This is a genomic window from Ensifer sp. SSB1 (genome assembly GCF_016652895.1).
Lineage (GTDB): Bacteria > Pseudomonadota > Alphaproteobacteria > Rhizobiales > Rhizobiaceae > Ensifer.
Genome location: NZ_JAEPRP010000010.1, coordinates 27,868 through 43,664, shown reverse-complemented (window position 1 = coordinate 43,664; position 15,797 = coordinate 27,868). Strand labels below are relative to the sequence as shown.

Below are 15,797 nucleotides of genomic sequence, written 5' to 3'. Positions count from 1 at the left end.
GGCTTGCGAGTGAGAAGGTCAGCTGAGCCCGAGAACATCGAGCATGGAGTAGAAACCGGGTTTCTGGCTGCGCGCCCAGAGTGCTGCCGTGACGGCGCCGCGTGCGAAGATCGAGCGATCCGTCGCGCTGTGCGAGAGGGTCACCTGCTCGCCTTCCCCGGCGAGAATGACCGAGTGCTCACCGATCACCGAGCCGCCGCGCAACGTCGCAAAGCCGATCGAGCCAGCCGGGCGCGGGCCTGTATGGCCGTCACGCACGCGCACCGAATTGTCGGCAAGGCTGATGCCCCGTCCTCTAGCCGCGGCTTCGCCGAGAAGCAGCGCCGTGCCCGAGGGCGCATCGACCTTGTGCTTGTGGTGCATTTCGAGGATTTCGATATCCCAGTTGGCCGGGCCGAGCGCACGCGCCGCCTTCTCCGTCAGCACGCCGAGCAGGTTCACGCCGAGGCTCATATTGCCCGACTTGACGATGCGGGCGTGGCGAGCCGCGGCGCGGATCTTCGCCTCATCGTCGACCGAACAGCCGGTGGTACCGATGACATGGACGATGCGAGCCTGGGCCGCAAGGCCGGCAAACTCGACCGTGCCTGCGGGCGCCGTGAAATCAAGCACGCCTTCTGCATCGACGAAGGCTTCGAGCGGCTGGTCGGTAACGGACACGCCGATCGGTCCGAGACCGGCCACTTCGCCGGCATCACGGCCGATGAAGGGTGAACCCGGACGTTCAATGGCGGCATGCAGGCGCACGCCCTCCATTGCGTGAACCGTCCTTATCAGTGTCTGGCCCATACGGCCTGCAGCACCCACCACCACGAGCTTCATATCGGTTTCGCCCATCGGTGATTTCCTTTTTTTCCGCTTTGGAGCGTTCCGGTCAAAAGAACCGGGGACGCTCTGTCTCGTTGTTCTTACGCATTTCCGGACGCAAAACCGCTGCGCACTTTTTTTGAAATGCTCTAGATTTCGGCGCCGGCCGGCGCTTCGGGCGCATTGGCCTCTGGCGACTGGCCCTGGAGATTGTGGAGCCGAGCGTAGAGACCGTCCGGTCGCCGTGCAAGCTCGGCATGTGTGCCTTCCTCGACGACCGAACCATCCTTCATGACGATGATCTTGTCGGCGTTGACGACAGTCGACAGGCGATGCGCGATGACGATCACCGTGCGACCGTCCATGGCGTGGTCGAGGGCCTTCTGCACGGCGGCTTCCGATTCGGTATCGAGCGCCGAGGTAGCCTCGTCGAGCAGCAGGATCGGGGCGTTGCGCACGAGCGCACGGGCGATCGACAACCGTTGGCGCTGGCCGCCGGAGAGCGTCATGCCGTTTTCGCCGACCGGCGTATCGTAACCCTGCGGCTGCGCCAGAATGAAATCATGCGCGTAGGCAAGCCTCGCAGCGTCCTCGATCTCTGCATCGGTCGCATCGATGCGACCGTAGCGGATGTTGTCGCGGATCGACCCTTCAAAGAGGTAGGGTTGCTGCGAGACATAGGCGATGCCCTTGCGCAGCGACTGCTTGGTGACGTCGGCAATGTCCTGTCCATCGATCAGGATCTGGCCCGAAGCAGGATCATAAAACCGCGGAATGAGGCTGATGACCGTCGACTTGCCGGCGCCCGAGGGGCCGACGAGCGCTGTCGTCTTGCCGCCTTCGGCCACGAAGCTGACGCCTCTCAGAACCTCGTCGCCATTGGCGTATTGGAAGCGGACGTCGCGCAGCTCAACAGCCGCGTTCGTGACGGCCAGTTCCTTGGCGTCCGGCTTGTCGCGCTGATGCGGCACGGTATCGAGGATTTCGTAGACCATGCGGGCGTTGACGGCGGCCCGTTCCAGCGAGACCTGAAGCCGTGCCAGCCGGCGAGCCGGATCATAGGCCATCAGCAGGGCCACGACAAAGGCGAAGAAGGCGCCCGGCGGCACATCGGCATAGATCGCGCGGAAGGCGGAATAGGCAAGCACCGCGGAAATCGCGAGACCTGCGAAGGTTTCGGTCATCGGCGCCGTGCGCTCGCTCAAGCGCGCTATGCGGTTGGCGCGGTTTTCGGCGCGATCGATGATCGTTTCGACCTTGCCGCGCAGTTCGCCTTCCATGGTGAAGGCCTTGACGATGGTGATGCCCTGGATGGTTTCCTGCATCGCGCCGAGAACGCGGCTATTGACCTCGATCGATTCGCGCGTGGCGGAACGCAAGCGCCTGGAAACGTAGCGCAGGCCGAGAAGCAATGGCGGCGCAGCGACGAAGACTATGATCGACAGCAGCCAATCCTTGGCGAACATGACGCCGACAAGACCGATCAGGGTCAAAAGATCGCGAGCAATCGACGTGACCGTCAGGTTGAGCACGTCGCGAATGCCGCTGACGTTCTGGCTGATCTGGGCTGCAAGCTGTGCCGAGCGCGTCTCGTTGAAATAGCCGACGCTCAGCGCCATCAGGTGGGCATAGAGCCGGCGCTGGTAACGCGCGACGATGTTGTTGCCTATCTTCGACAGGGCAACAGCCTGGCCGTAAGTGGCAAAGCCGCGAAGCACGAAGGCGGCGAGGATCGCGCCGCAGACGAGTAGGACGATATCTGCACGCTTGTTGGCAAAGGCCTCGTTGATCACGGTCTCCATGATCGAGGCCGTGAAACCGGTTGTTGCTGCAACGACGGCCAGACAGGCGATGGCAAAAGCATAGCCGCGAATGTGGTCGCGGCCGTTTTCCGCAATGACCCGTTTCAGAATTCCGCTGATCGTATCGGAATCGACCGCGTGCTGTTTTCTATTGCTGGCGCTCAAAAAGCCCGTCTTCCCTGGACCCAATGTGGCGAGCCGGTTTCCGGCCCGACCTTTCCCGGGGCTCTATAGTGGTTTGGTATCGTTTTGGCGAGTCTTTGCGCGCGCCGGATGCTCAGCTTCTCCAGCGGCGTCCCTCCGTTGCAACACCGAAATCCCTCGGCGTGCGGGCAAAAGCGGCCAAACCGGAGAGCGCCGCCATCGGATGAATGACGGCAAAGGTCGGGATCGTCTTCATCAGCGCCGAGTGTGGCGCCTTGTCTTCGAAAGCAGCGCGGAACGGCGATTTCATGAGCGCCGGCAGGATCTTCTGCGAAATGCCGCCAGCCAGGAAAACACCCCCGCGGGCCATGAAGATCAGCGCCATGTCGCCGGCAACGCGGCCGAGATACGTGCAGAACAACGAGATGGTTTCGATCGCCGCCCTGTCGCTTTCGGCCAGCGCATGCGTCGTCACTTCCGCCGGATCGGTGAGCACCGGGTCTACGCCATCGGCGGCACAAACGGCGCGATAGAGGTTCATGATGCCGCGACCGCAGAGGATCTGCTCGCCAGCCATGCGTCCCTCGATCGGATCGAGGAACGGCCAGATCTGAAAGTCGCGTTCGCTGCGCGGGCCGATGTCGACATGGCCGCCCTCGCCCGGCACCGGAATCCAGGTGTGCTGGGCAAAGACCAGCCCGCCGACGCCGAGGCCCGTGCCCGGGCCAAGAACGACACGCGACGTCAGCGGACGAATGCTGCCGCCGCCGATCTGCACGAGGTCCTCGTCCGCCGGCGCCGCCACGGCGAGCGCCTGCGCCTCGAAATCGTTGATGATCAGCACGTCTTCGAGACCGAGGCTCGAAAGCATGTCTTTCGGCCTGATCACCCAGCCGGCATTGGTGAGCGGAATTTCATCGCCCCGGATCGGACCGGCCACCGCCAGGATCGCCGAACGGGGCTGCACCGAGGTCTTGTCGAGGATGCTCTTCTGCATCGCCTCCTCGATCGTTTCGAAATCCCCGGTCTTGATCGGCGGTAACTGTTTCGGCTCAGCGAAGGCATCGAGGAGTAGGGCAAAGCGCGCATTGGTGCCGCCGATATCGCCGATCAGGATCGGAAAGGGGAAGGCGTTTTCACTGGTGCCGGGCATCGCAAGGTCCATCCTGATCGTCGTGGCAGGTATATCGCTGTCTATCAGCTAGAGCGGGATAAGGGAAAGTGTGTGCGCCTTTCCGCCCGTTCCGCCCTACCGAGACGCGATCACATTATGATTTTGGGTTGAAATCGATCAACTGTTCGGCGGTCGCGCGGTTGAGCGCCATTGGAATGTCATAGACGATCGCAAGTCGCATCAGCGCCTTGACGTCCACGTCATGCGGCATCGCCGTGAGGGGATCGACGAAGAAGATCAGAAGCTGCACCTCGCCGGTGGCGATCATCGCGCCGATCTGCTGGTCGCCGCCGAGCGGACCGCTTTTGAGCCGCGTGATGTCGAGCCCCGGACAGACGTCGAGGACGCGACCGCCTGTCGTGCCGGTCGCAACGATACGCCATTGCGACAAGACCGCTTCGTGCACCTTGGCGAAGGCAGCAAGATCGTCCTTCTTCTGATCGTGAGCGATCAGGGCAATGCATTTCCGATCCGCCATGTCGGGCCTCGCATCAATCTTTAAATCGATTTGATCGCCCTATACATGAACGCTGCGGCGATGGGAAGGTTGAAGCCCGCCCATCCGCGCGCATCCATGATCATTGCAAGGTCGGCCGAGCCTGCGGCACCGGAATATCGGCCGGCGGAACATCCCCCGCGGCAGCGCCGATCACCTGCTCGATCCCCTGTGCCGCTGGGGCAGGTGCCGCTGCCCGATAGGCCGTGCCGAACGTGGCGGCCTCTTCCGACGCCGGCGCAGGACCGTTCAGCACCAGCGCGCAGGCTTTCGGCAGGTCGGCAAGCGTCGTCACCTTCGGCTTCACGGGTTTCTCGCCCGGCTTCTTCGTCGGCTTCGCCCACGGCTCGTCGGTGAACCACCAGGCCAGCGACTTGTCGCAGCCATCGCCGGCCGGCACCGCCGCCTGGTCCTTGCAGCTCGTTGCCCCCGCCGGGCATTTGATGCGGATGTGGAAGTGATAGTCGTGCCCGTAGATCGGCCGGACCTTGCCGAGCGCCGAGCGGTCGCCGGTCCAGGTGTCGCAAAGCTTCTTCTTGATCGCCGGGTTGACGAAAACCCGCTCCACCTGCGGATAGCTTGCCGCCAGCATGATGAGCTGCGCGTGTTTCGGCGTCCAAATGGAACGGTCGACCGTCAGGAACTTGTTCTTCTGCAGCATCGAGGTCGCGGAGATGTCCTCGCGCTCGCGATAGGTGAGCGTGCGTTGCGGCATCGGCGTCAGCCAGATATCGGCGTCCAGGCCGATCTGGTGAGACGCGTGCCCCGACACCATCGGACCGCCGCGCGGTTGCGAGATGTCACCGAGCAGCAGGCCGGGCCAACCGACCTTTTCGGCGGCATCGTGCGAAAACTGCTCGATCAGGGCGATCATCTGCGGGTGACCCCAGCGGCGATTGCGCGACAGTCGCATTGCCTGCCAGGTGGGTCCGTCGGTCGGGATCGCGACACCGCCGGCAAGGCAACCCTTCGCGTAGAAACCATAGGGGTTGGCCGCCATTTCAGCCGGAAGGGCCTTGGCACCGAAAAGCGCCTTGGCCGGCACATCGTCGGCTGCGGCGCTGTCGGCGATCAGAAGGCTTGTTCCCAGCAGCAACGCAAGAAACGCCGAGCCGCAACGTCGAAGTGGAGCAATCATTGAATTTCGTCCCGTTTGTCTCGCGAACAGCGGCGCCGATATGTGCCATGCCCTGTCCGACGAACCCCGATCCTAAGGCCCCGTGTTTGCCTCAGCCTTACGCGTCACACGCTTGTGAATCACCGGGATGTGACTCAAAAATTTTGCCTGATTTGCGGCAGTGCCTGTCAATTGCCCGGATTTCGCCTATGCTCTCGCAAAAGAAGATTGAAATATAAGGGGTACCGGCTGGATGCGAAACTTCTGCAGGAACGTGAAACCTGGCCTCGCTGCCTCACTTCTGACAGCAGCGTTTCTTCTCTTCCCTCCTGCAGGCAATGCCGAAGATCAGCCCGTCTGGCGTCATGGCACCTCGTCAATCGGCGAACCCAAATACAAGCAAGGATTCGCCCGGTTCGACTACGTCAATCCGGATGCGCCCAAAGGCGGAGAACTGCGGCTTTCGGAAAACGGCACCTTCGACACCTTCAATCCGATCCTTTCCAAAGGCGAGGCGGCGAGTGGTGTGACATCTCTCGTGTTCGATACGCTGCTGAAATCCGCCGAAGACGAGATCACCACCGCTTACGGTCTGCTCGCTGAAGGCGTCTCCTATCCCGACGATATTTCCTCTGCGTCGTTTCGGCTTCGCGCTGAGGCGAAATGGGCGGACGGAAAGCCGGTGACGCCGGAGGACGTGGTTTTCTCGTTCGAGATGGTGAAGCAGTACAATCCGCTTCTGTCCAACTATTACCGCCATGTCACTTCGGCGGAGAAGACCGGCGAGCGCGACGTTACCTTCCACTTCGACGAGAAGAACAATCACGAACTGCCGAACATCCTCGGCCAGTTTCCGATCCTGCCCAAGCACTGGTGGGAAGGCGAGGACACCCAGGGCAAAAAGCGCGACATCAGCCAAACGACGCTGGAGCCGGTCATGGGTTCCGGCCCCTACAAAATCGCCTCTTTCCAGGCCGGCGGCTCGATCCGCTTCGAACTCAGGGACGACTATTGGGCCAAGAACCTCAACGTCAACGTCGGTCAATATAATTTCGGCGTGATCAGCTATGGCTTCTACGGCGACAGGAACGTGCAGTTCGAAGCCTTCCGCTCCGGTAACGTCGATTTCTACCAGGACAACAGCGCCAGTCATTGGGCGACCGCCTATGATTTCCCGGCAATGAAAGATGGCCGGGTGATCCGCGAGGAGATCGAAAATCCGCTGCGCGCAACTGGCATCATGCAGGCGCTCGTACCGAACATGCGCCGCGAAAAATTCAAGGATCCAAGAGTGCGCGAGGCGTTGAACTACGCCTTCGACTTCGAGGACCTGAACCGCAACCTTGCCTATAACGCATACAAGCGTGTCGACAGCTACTTCTGGGGTACCGAGCTTGCCTCTTCCGCCCTGCCCGAAGGCCGGGAAAAGGCAATCCTCGAGGAGCTGAAGGACAAGGTTCCACCAGAAGTCTTCACCACGCCCTATACCAACCCCGTCAACGGCGAACCGCAAAAGGTGCGCGAGAACCTGCGCAAGGCCCTCGATCTGTTCAAGGAGGCGGGCTACGAGCTCAAGGGGAACCGCCTGGTGAATGCCAAGACGGGCGAACCCTTCGGCTTCGAGCTACTGCTGTCGAACCCTTCCTTCGAACGCACCGTCATGCCGTTCATCAACAGCGTGAAGCGGATCGGCATCGATGCGCGCATCCGCACCGTCGACGACTCGCAATACACCAACCGTGTCAGAAGCTTCGACTATGACATGATCTATGGCATCTGGGCGCAAACGCTGGTGCCCGGCAACGAGCAGCTCGACTACTGGGGTTCGAGCTCGGTCAATCAGCAAGGATCACGAAACTATGCCGGCATATCCGACCCGGCTATCGACGAGCTGATCCGCAAGGTCATCTTCGCACCGAACCGCGAGGAGCTGATTGCAACGACGCGGGCGCTCGACCGCGTTCTCCTTGCTCACCATTTTGTCGTGCCGTTGTTCTACTCGAAGTCGGTGCGCGTCGCCTATTGGAACCAGCTCGCCCACCTGAAGGAGCTTCCCTATTACTCGACCGGCTTCCCGGACAGCTGGTGGTCGAAAAACGCTACCCCCAAATGAAGTCCTTGCACTCGGATGGCGTCTCGATTCCAAATGCAAAAAAACGAATCACTGAAACAAGCCCCGATCCGGGCCTGATCGCCGCAAGGAGACCCTGGGATTGAGACACCATAGACGGCATGCCGACGCTTCGCCGGTCCGGGCCACCGCCCACACGTCGATCGAAAGGCTCGCCTGATGGGTGCCTATATTCTGCGCCGCCTTCTGCTGATGATCCCGACGATCTTCGGGATCATGGCGATCTCGTTTGCCATCGTCCAGTTCGCGCCGGGCGGTCCGGTCGAGCAGGTGATCTCGGACCTCACGAATGCCGGTAGCGGCTCCGACCGTCTGAGCGGAAGCAGCGGCGACCTGATGCAGTCGGGCGGCGACGAAGGCGGCCGCTATCGCGGCGCCCAGGGCCTCGATCCGGAGTTCATTGCCAAGCTCGAAAAGCAGTTCGGTTTCGACAAGCCGCCGCTCGAACGCTTCGCCACGATGATGTGGAACTATCTCCGCTTCGATTTCGGCGAGAGCTTCTTCCGCAACACTTCGGTCATCGACCTGATCAAGGAGAAGATGCCGGTCTCGATCTCGCTCGGCCTCTGGATTCTCTTGTTTTCCTACGCGATCTCCATCCCGCTGGGTATCAAGAAGGCCGTTTCCGACGGCTCGGCCTTCGATGTGTGGACATCCGGCATCATCGTCATCGGCTATGCCGTGCCGAGCTTCCTCTTCGGTATCCTGCTGATCGTCATTTTCGCCGGCGGATCGTTCTTCGACTGGTTCCCGCTGCGCGGCATCGTCTCCGACAATTTCTGGCAATTGCCCTGGTGGCAAAAGCCGCTCGACTATATCTGGCACATGACGCTGCCGCTGGTCACGCTGCTGCTTTCGGCGTTTGCGACCACGACGCTGCTCACGAAGAATTCCTTCATCGACGAGATCAAGAAGCAATATGTGACCACGGCGCGGGCGAAGGGTCTCAACGACCGCCAGGTGCTCTACGGCCACGTGTTCCGCAATGCCATGCTGATCATCATCGCCGGCTTTCCCGGCGCGTTCATCTCGGCCTTCTTCACCGGCTCGCTGTTGATCGAGTACATCTTCTCGCTCGATGGCCTCGGCCGCCTCGGCTATGATTCCGTGGTCAAGCGCGACTATCCGATCGTCTTCGCGACGCTCTTCATCTTCTCGCTGATGGGGCTGCTCGTCAGCCTGCTCTCGGACCTCATCTACACCTGGGTCGATCCGCGCATCGACTTCGAGCGGAGGGACGTCTGATGGCTGACGTGACGACCTCTCCGACTGCGCCGGCGGCCATGCCACCACGTGGCTGGCTGTCCCCGGTCAACCAGCGGCGCTGGCAGAATTTCAAGGCGAACCGGCGTGGCTTCTGGTCGCTCTGGATCTTCCTCCTGCTTTTCGTGCTCAGCCTCCTGGCAGAGTTCATCGCCAATGACAGGCCGATCGTCGCATCCTACAAGGGCGAGATCCTGTTCCCGGTGGTCATCAATTACCCCGAGGAGAAGTTCGGCGGTTTCCTGGCTGAAACCGACTACCGATCGGATTTCATTCGCGACGAGATCGAGGCCAATGGCTGGATGATCTGGCCGCCGGTGCGCTACTCCTACCAGACCGTCAACTCCAACATTCCCCATTCGGCGCCCACCAAGCCATTCTGGCTGATGGACAAGGAAGAACGCTGCTCCGCCTATCCGGAGAAGACCAACGACCGCAACTGCATCGTCGGCAATCTCAACTGGCTCGGCACCGACGACCAGGCGCGCGACGTCATGGCTCGGATGATCTACGGCTTCCGCATCTCGGTACTTTTTGGCCTGACGCTCACCATCGCGTCGGCGGTGATCGGCGTCACGGCCGGCGCCGTCCAGGGCTATTTCGGCGGATGGACCGACCTATTGATGCAGCGCTTCATCGAGATCTGGTCGTCGATGCCGGTGCTTTACATCCTGCTGATCATCGCCGCGATCCTGCCGCCCGGCTTCTTCATCCTGCTCGGCATCATGCTGCTGTTTTCCTGGGTCGGCTTCGTCGGCGTGGTGCGCGCCGAGTTCCTCAGGGCGCGCAACTTCGAGTATGTGAACGCGGCCCGGGCGCTCGGTGTCGGCAACGGCACGATCATGTATCGCCATCTCCTGCCGAACGCGATGGTCGCAACGCTGACCTTCCTGCCCTTCATCCTCTCCGGTTCGATCACGACCCTGACCTCGCTCGACTTCCTCGGCTTCGGCATGCCGCCGGGCTCCCCCTCGCTCGGCGAGATGATCGCCCAGGGCAAGTCCAACCTTCAGGCGCCCTGGCTGGGTCTGACGGCCTTCTGCGTCATGTCGATGATGCTGTCGCTGCTGATCTTCGTCGGCGAAGCCACACGCGATGCCTTCGACCCGAGAAAGACGTTCCGGTGAGCGCGACGATGACAGAACCCCTCCTCTCCGTCCGTGATCTCTCCGTCGCCTTCCATCAGGGCGGCAACACGTCGCTCGCCGTCGACCACATCTCCTTCGAGATCAAGCGCGGGGAGACGGTGGCGCTCGTCGGCGAATCCGGATCCGGCAAGTCGGTCTCCGCGAACTCGATCCTGAAACTGCTGCCCTACCCTTCGGCCAGCCACCCGAGCGGCGAAATCCTGTTCAACGGCAAGGACCTGATGAAGGCCGGCGATGCGGAGCTGCGCAATGTACGCGGCAACGACATCACCATGATCTTCCAGGAGCCGATGACCTCGCTCAACCCGCTCCATTCGATCGAGCGGCAGATCGGCGAAATCCTCGAACTGCACCAGGGTCTCGAGGGCGCTGCTGCGCGCACGCGCATTCTCGAACTGCTCAACCAGGTCGGCATCCGCGAGCCGGAGAAGCGCCTCAGCGCTTATCCGCACGAACTGTCAGGCGGCCAGCGCCAGCGCGTCATGATCGCCATGGCACTTGCCAACCGGCCGGAACTGCTGATCGCCGACGAGCCAACCACGGCGCTGGACGTGACCGTGCAGGCGCAGATCCTCGAGCTCTTGAAGACGCTCAAGGACGAGCACGGCATGTCGATGCTGTTCATCACCCATGACCTCGGCATCGTGCGCAAGATCGCCGACCGGGTCTGTGTGATGACCAAGGGCAAGATCGTCGAGACAGGGCCGACCGCCGAGATCTTCGCTAATCCCCGGCACGCCTATACCCGCCATCTGCTCGCCTCCGAACCGAAGGGCAACCCGCCGCCATCAGATGCGTCGAAGCCGATCGTCATGGAAGCCTCCGACATGAAGGTGTGGTTCCCGATCAAGGCCGGCTTCATGCGCAAGGTGGTCGATCACGTGAAGGCCGTCGACGGCATTGACCTTAAGCTTCGCGCCGGCCAGACGCTCGGCGTCGTCGGCGAATCCGGTTCCGGCAAGACGACACTCGGCCTGGCTCTGACGCGGCTGATCTCGTCCAAGGGGCGCATCGCCTTCGTCGGCAAGGATATCGATCGCTATAGCTTCAACGAGATGCGGCCGCTTCGAAACCGGATGCAGATCGTCTTCCAGGACCCCTACGGATCGCTCAGCCCGCGCATGTCGGTCGCCGACATCATTGCCGAGGGGCTGAAGATCCACGAGCGCTCGCTCTCGGAAAGCGAGCGCGACACCCGTGTCGCCGCAGCGCTCGAAGAGGTCGGGCTCGATTCTTCGACCCGCTGGCGCTACCCGCACGAGTTCTCCGGCGGCCAGCGCCAGCGTATCGCCATCGCGCGTGCCATGGTGCTGAAGCCGCAATTCGTCATGCTCGACGAACCAACCTCGGCGCTCGACATGAGCGTGCAGGCACAGGTGGTCGATCTCTTGCGCGATCTGCAGAGCAAGCACGACCTCGCCTATCTGTTCATCAGCCATGACCTGAAGGTCGTGCGCGCGCTTGCCAACGAGATGATCGTGATGCGCATGGGCAAGGTGGTGGAACAGGGGCCGGCCGAGCGCATCTTCAATGCGCCAAGCGAAGACTACACGAAGGCGCTGATGGCAGCCGCTTTCAATCTCGAAGCCGTCAATCTCACCGCGATCCGCCAGTAGGTGTCCGCAATGTCCGCAAAGAGCCCCGTCATCGTCGATCTGAAGTTCATTCCCGAAGAGGTGGAGGCGGCCCTTCGCAGCGCCTTTCCCGATCGCGAGGTGATCAACCGCGCCGACGTCGTGCACCACAACCGCGACCTCTCCGGCATCGATTACGCGGTCGTCTGGAAATCGGCACCGGATCTCTTCGACCGGGCGCCGGACCTCAAGGTGGTCTTCTCCGGCGGCGCTGGGGTCGATCACGTTCTGACGCTACCGGGCCTGCCCGAAGTGCCGCTGGTGCGCTTCGTCGACCAGACGCTGACGACGCGCATGAGCGAATGGGTGGTCATGCAATGCCTCCTGCATCTGCGCCAGCACCGCGCCTACGAGGCGCTGGCGGCGAAGCGCGAATGGCAAGATCTCAGCCAGCCGGAGGCGGCCGATATCACTGTCGGCATCATGGGCATGGGCGTGCTTGGCCAGGACGCCGCCCGCAAGCTATCCACCATGGGCTTCAAGGTCGTCGGCTGGTCGCGCAGCAAAAGATCCGTCGAGGGCATCGAAACCTTTGGCGGCAGCGAACTCGACAGCTTCCTCGCCCGCACTGATTTCCTCGTCGGCCTATTACCGCTGACGCCGGACACCCGCGGCATCTTCAATCTGCGCCTGTTTGCGAAGCTCAGCCGTAACGGTCCCTTCGGGGCACCTGTGTTCATCAATGCCGGCCGCGGCGGCAGCCAAGTGGAAGCCGATATCCTGATCGCACTCGACAGCGGCGTGCTCGGCGGCGCCTCGCTCGATGTCTTCGAAGAGGAGCCGCTTGCCCGCGACAGCCGCTTCTGGACCATGCCAAACGTCTATGTGACGCCGCACGTAGCGGCATCCTCGGACGTCAAGGCGCTGTTCCGCCATGTCGAGCAGCAGATCGCCCGCTTCGAAAGCGGCCAATCGCTTGAACACGTGGTCGATAAGGTAGCCGGCTATTGATCTAGTGAAGGTGAGGCGTGCCGCTGGTGCGTAACGCCTTATCAAGCGCGGCGGTCAGGGACGGCGATAGCCCGTCGGCTGCTCATAGAGCCAGCCAATCCGCTCGATCGAGGCTTCCAACCCTTCGCGCGCAACCGTCATCGTATGCCCGTTGGCGTGGATCAAGGTTTCGTCGTCCTCCATCAGCGCGACGTGCCCTTTCCAGAAGACGAGGTCGCCGCGCTTGAGCTCTTCGCGCGCAATCGGCGTTCCCAGACCTGCTGCCTGCATGTCGGAATCGCGCGGTGCTTGCCTGCCTACCATCATCATCGACAATTGCACGAGGCCGGAGCAATCGATGCCGAAGCCGGAGCGTCCACCCCAGAGATAGGGCGTTTCGACGAAGCGGGCAGCGACCGAGACATAGTCTTCCGGCACGACACTGCCGACCTCAATGCAGTGATTGGCGATAACCGCCTGGCCGCCGTCGAGCAGGAAGTAGCGCGTTCCGCGGGTTTCGCGCTCATCGACAACCGTCAACCGGCTGCCCATCGAAAGCGGATAGACAGTCGGGAAGCGCAGATCGTGACCGGTATAGACGAAAGTGCGCGGTACCGAGACGATATGCGTCGGACTTTTGACCACCGGCGCGAGGCAATATTCCGGCAAGTAGCCGACATAGCCGTCGAGATCGGCCTTCACCCAGCACCAGCTCTCGCTGGTGTCGAGCACCCGCACCGATTCGCCGAGCAGCAGCTCGGTGTCGGTGCCGCAGCCGAGATCAGGCCGCGCCCGAAGCGGCGTGACCGGAACCGAGACGCGGGCAACGCTTCCCTCGACGTAACGTTCGGCTTGTACGACACCGCGAAGGCGGTTCTCCGCAAGGTCGGGTCGGTAGGCATTCAGGCGGCGATCGGGCAGTGTCGACATATCTACTCACTTGGGCTGTTTGCGGCCCTGATCAATGATCAGGTCACCAAATTTTTCAAGATAGAGAGCACCCTCGACTGTCCTTTTGATGACGACGTTGCGGCGATCACGGTCATCGCGGGCGCGATCGACGAGGCCAAGCGCCCCCATTGTATCGAGCGCCCGCGTGATGACCGGCTTGGTGACGCCGAGGGTCGCTGCCAGGCCGCGAACGGTATGAGGCGGCGGCACGAGATAGATATGCAGGAGGATCGCCAGCTGCCGCAAGGTCAGGTCGCGGCTGTCGACGCGAACCTGAGCGACCGACACCGAGTGCCAAAGCCCTAGGGCCTGGGAAGGCGTAAGCTCGATCGGCAATGGCGGCTCCTGCGCAGGAAGATGATCCGCCACGATAGCGGCGGATCGTTACGCAAGCGTTTCTTTCTGCCAGCCGGTCCGGCTACTTCGCCATCTCCTGGATATGTTGGTAGAGCGCCCGAATCGCCTGTGCCTCGCCGCCAACCGGCGAATGCGGCCGTTCGGACTGCGCCCACCCGAAGATGTCGAAATGCACCCAGCTCTTGGTGTTGGTGACGAAGCGCCTGAGGAAGAGCGCGGCAGTGATCGAACCGGCCATCCCGCCCGCCGGCGCATTGGTCAGATCTGCAATCCGCGCCGAGACATCCTTGTCGTAGCCGTTGTGGAGCGGCATGCGCCACATCGGATCATCGACTTCGAGGCTTGCTTCCGAAAGATCACGGGCAAGGTCGGCATCGTCGGTGAAGAAGGGCGGCAGGTCCGGGCCGAGCGCGACGCGGGCGGCACCGGTCAGCGTTGCCATGTCGACCAGGAGGTCGGTCTTCTCTTCGTCGGCATAGGCGAGCGCATCGGCGAGGATCAGCCGGCCTTCGGCATCGGTGTTGTCGATCTGAACCGTCAACCCCTTGCGGCTGCGGTAGATGTCGCCGGGACGGAAGGCGTTGGCCGAGATCGAGTTTTCCACCACAGGCACGATGACGCGCAGATCGATCTTGAGCTTGGCGTCCATGATCATCAGGGCGAGACCGAGGACATTGGCGGCACCGCCCATATCCTTCTTCATCAGCAGCATGGAAGAGGCCGGCTTGATGTCGAGACCGCCGGTATCGAAGCAGACGCCCTTGCCGACGAGGGTTACCTTCTTGTGGCCCTTCTTGCCCCAGCGCAGCTCGAGCAGACGCGGCGCCTCGGCGCTTGCGCGGCCGACGGTATGAACCAGCGGAAAGTTCTGCGTCAGCAGCGCCTCGCCTGATATGACCGAGACATCTGCCTTGTAGTGGGCGGCAAGCGCGCGGAAGGCCGCTTCGAGCGCCTCAGGGCCCATGTCGTTGGTCGGCGTGTTGATGAGGTCACGCGCCAGGAACACGCCTGCAAGCTGCCGCTTGATGTCGGTGGCATCGGCGTCGGCGGGGATCAGCAGCGTCGGCGGCTCGCCCTTACTGGCTTTGTAGCGCTCGAAGCGATAGGAGCCGAGGCCATAGCCAAGCGCCAGCCGGTTGGCCGTGAGCGGCGCAGTTTCGATGTGCCACTTGCCCGCCGGCAGCGCCCGCGCGAGCTTGCCGGCAAGGAAGGGCGCCTCCGACGGGTTGCTGCCGAGGCCGAAGAGTGCACCGCCGAGATGGCCGTCAGCGGATGGGATCAACAGAACCGCGCCGGAATCGGCGGTGAATCCAGCCTTGCGCGCCCAGTCCAAAGCGATCGGATCGATCGTCCCGGTCTCGATATGCGCCGGCGTGACGGCGAAAATCGGCAGGGTCTTGCCGGCGCTGGTGTTGAACGGCGACGGCCGTTCGATGAACTGATAGGGCGCCCTGAAAGTCCTCGGCGGACCGAGATGGAATCGCGCCATAAACGCTCTGTTAGGGTTAACAGAGTCTTGCTGGAGTGACAGTTGCGCCGGTGTTGTCTGAAGTTCAGGTGCGCGAATGCATGCTGGGGACACTCATGGCCAAACGCACGACTTCACCCTTGAAAGCCACTCATTTCCTCCAGGGCGCGGCGATTGCGCTGGTGGCCCTTTCGCTCGCCGGCTGCGCCAACCAGCCGAAGAAGGAGCTGACGACGGGCTCGATCTCAAGGCTTACTAAACCGGTGCAGTCGATGACCGCAACCGAACTTTCGGCGGCGGCTGAGAGTATCGGCCAAGCCTATGAAAAGAACCCCAGGGATCGCGAAGCTGGCCTCAACTACGCCAACCTCCTGC

General features: G+C 62.2%; 13 protein-coding genes and 1 pseudogene. 6 read left to right on the top strand and 8 right to left on the bottom strand.

All coding sequences use genetic code 11. The features are described from left to right. Positions 1 to 18: 18 nt before the first annotated feature. The 5 genes from dapB to mepA all read right to left on the bottom strand — a co-directional run bounded on the left by dapB (position 19) and on the right by mepA (position 5,561). Positions 19 to 837 (bottom strand): 4-hydroxy-tetrahydrodipicolinate reductase, encoded by an 819-nt coding sequence (gene dapB, locus I8N66_RS04320; RefSeq protein WP_113539911.1) that lies wholly within the window; start codon positions 835 to 837, stop codon positions 19 to 21. 119 nt (positions 838 to 956) lie between these two features. Then, positions 957 to 2,774, bottom strand: coding sequence for an ABC transporter ATP-binding protein (locus I8N66_RS04315; protein WP_113539910.1), 1,818 nt, complete (start codon positions 2,772 to 2,774; stop codon positions 957 to 959). Positions 2,775 to 2,886: 112 nt separating this feature from the next. Then, complete coding sequence (locus I8N66_RS04310; RefSeq protein ID WP_113539953.1) at positions 2,887 to 3,906, bottom strand: glucokinase; 1,020 nt, start codon at positions 3,904 to 3,906, stop codon at positions 2,887 to 2,889. A 115-nt stretch (positions 3,907 to 4,021) separates the two neighbouring features. Then, positions 4,022 to 4,405, bottom strand: a complete 384-nt coding sequence (locus I8N66_RS04305) for a methylglyoxal synthase (RefSeq protein WP_113539909.1) — start codon at positions 4,403 to 4,405, stop codon at positions 4,022 to 4,024. A 100-nt stretch (positions 4,406 to 4,505) separates the two neighbouring features. After that, the gene (gene mepA, locus I8N66_RS04300) at positions 4,506 to 5,561 is read right to left on the bottom strand and encodes a penicillin-insensitive murein endopeptidase (RefSeq protein WP_291150087.1); all 1,056 of its coding nucleotides are present in this window, start codon (positions 5,559 to 5,561) and stop codon (positions 4,506 to 4,508) included. 232 nt (positions 5,562 to 5,793) lie between these two features. Here mepA and I8N66_RS04295 point away from each other — a divergent pair, with 232 nt between their 5' ends. From I8N66_RS04295 to I8N66_RS04275, 5 genes are all read left to right on the top strand, one after another. Continuing rightward, positions 5,794 to 7,653: an extracellular solute-binding protein gene (locus tag I8N66_RS04295; protein ID WP_291150084.1), complete on the top strand. Its 1,860-nt coding sequence runs from the start codon at positions 5,794 to 5,796 to the stop codon at positions 7,651 to 7,653. Positions 7,654 to 7,830: 177 nt separating this feature from the next. Beyond that, a complete protein-coding gene (locus I8N66_RS04290) occupies positions 7,831 to 8,916 on the top strand; it encodes a microcin C ABC transporter permease YejB (protein ID WP_113539906.1) in 1,086 nt (361 codons plus the stop codon). Positions 8,917 to 8,954: 38 nt separating this feature from the next. Next, positions 8,955 to 10,061, top strand: coding sequence for an ABC transporter permease (locus I8N66_RS04285; protein WP_291150160.1), 1,107 nt, complete (start codon positions 8,955 to 8,957; stop codon positions 10,059 to 10,061). A gap of 8 nt (positions 10,062 to 10,069) precedes the next feature. Further along, positions 10,070 to 11,698: an ABC transporter ATP-binding protein gene (locus I8N66_RS04280; protein ID WP_291150080.1), complete on the top strand. Its 1,629-nt coding sequence runs from the start codon at positions 10,070 to 10,072 to the stop codon at positions 11,696 to 11,698. Between the two features lie 9 nt (positions 11,699 to 11,707). Beyond that, complete coding sequence (locus tag I8N66_RS04275; protein ID WP_291150077.1) at positions 11,708 to 12,667, top strand: glyoxylate/hydroxypyruvate reductase A; 960 nt, start codon at positions 11,708 to 11,710, stop codon at positions 12,665 to 12,667. Between the two features lie 54 nt (positions 12,668 to 12,721). On the opposite strand, the gene I8N66_RS04270 is transcribed toward I8N66_RS04275, so the two are convergent. From I8N66_RS04270 to I8N66_RS04260, 3 genes are all read right to left on the bottom strand, one after another. Further along, entirely contained in the window at positions 12,722 to 13,576 is an 855-nt protein-coding gene (locus tag I8N66_RS04270) for an NlpC/P60 family protein (RefSeq protein ID WP_291150075.1), read from the bottom strand. 6 nt (positions 13,577 to 13,582) lie between these two features. Further along, on the bottom strand, positions 13,583 to 13,933 hold the full coding sequence (locus I8N66_RS04265; protein WP_223726017.1) for a MarR family winged helix-turn-helix transcriptional regulator: 351 nt from the start codon (positions 13,931 to 13,933) through the stop codon (positions 13,583 to 13,585). Between the two features lie 82 nt (positions 13,934 to 14,015). Further along, positions 14,016 to 15,443 carry a M17 family metallopeptidase gene (locus I8N66_RS04260; RefSeq protein ID WP_291150070.1) on the bottom strand — a complete coding sequence of 476 codons (1,428 nt, stop codon included), beginning with the start codon at positions 15,441 to 15,443 and terminating at the stop codon, positions 14,016 to 14,018. Positions 15,444 to 15,538: 95 nt separating this feature from the next. Between I8N66_RS04260 and I8N66_RS04255 the strand changes: the two are divergent. Then, positions 15,539 to 15,797: pseudogene (locus tag I8N66_RS04255) on the top strand (pilus assembly protein TadD); the annotation flags it as partial.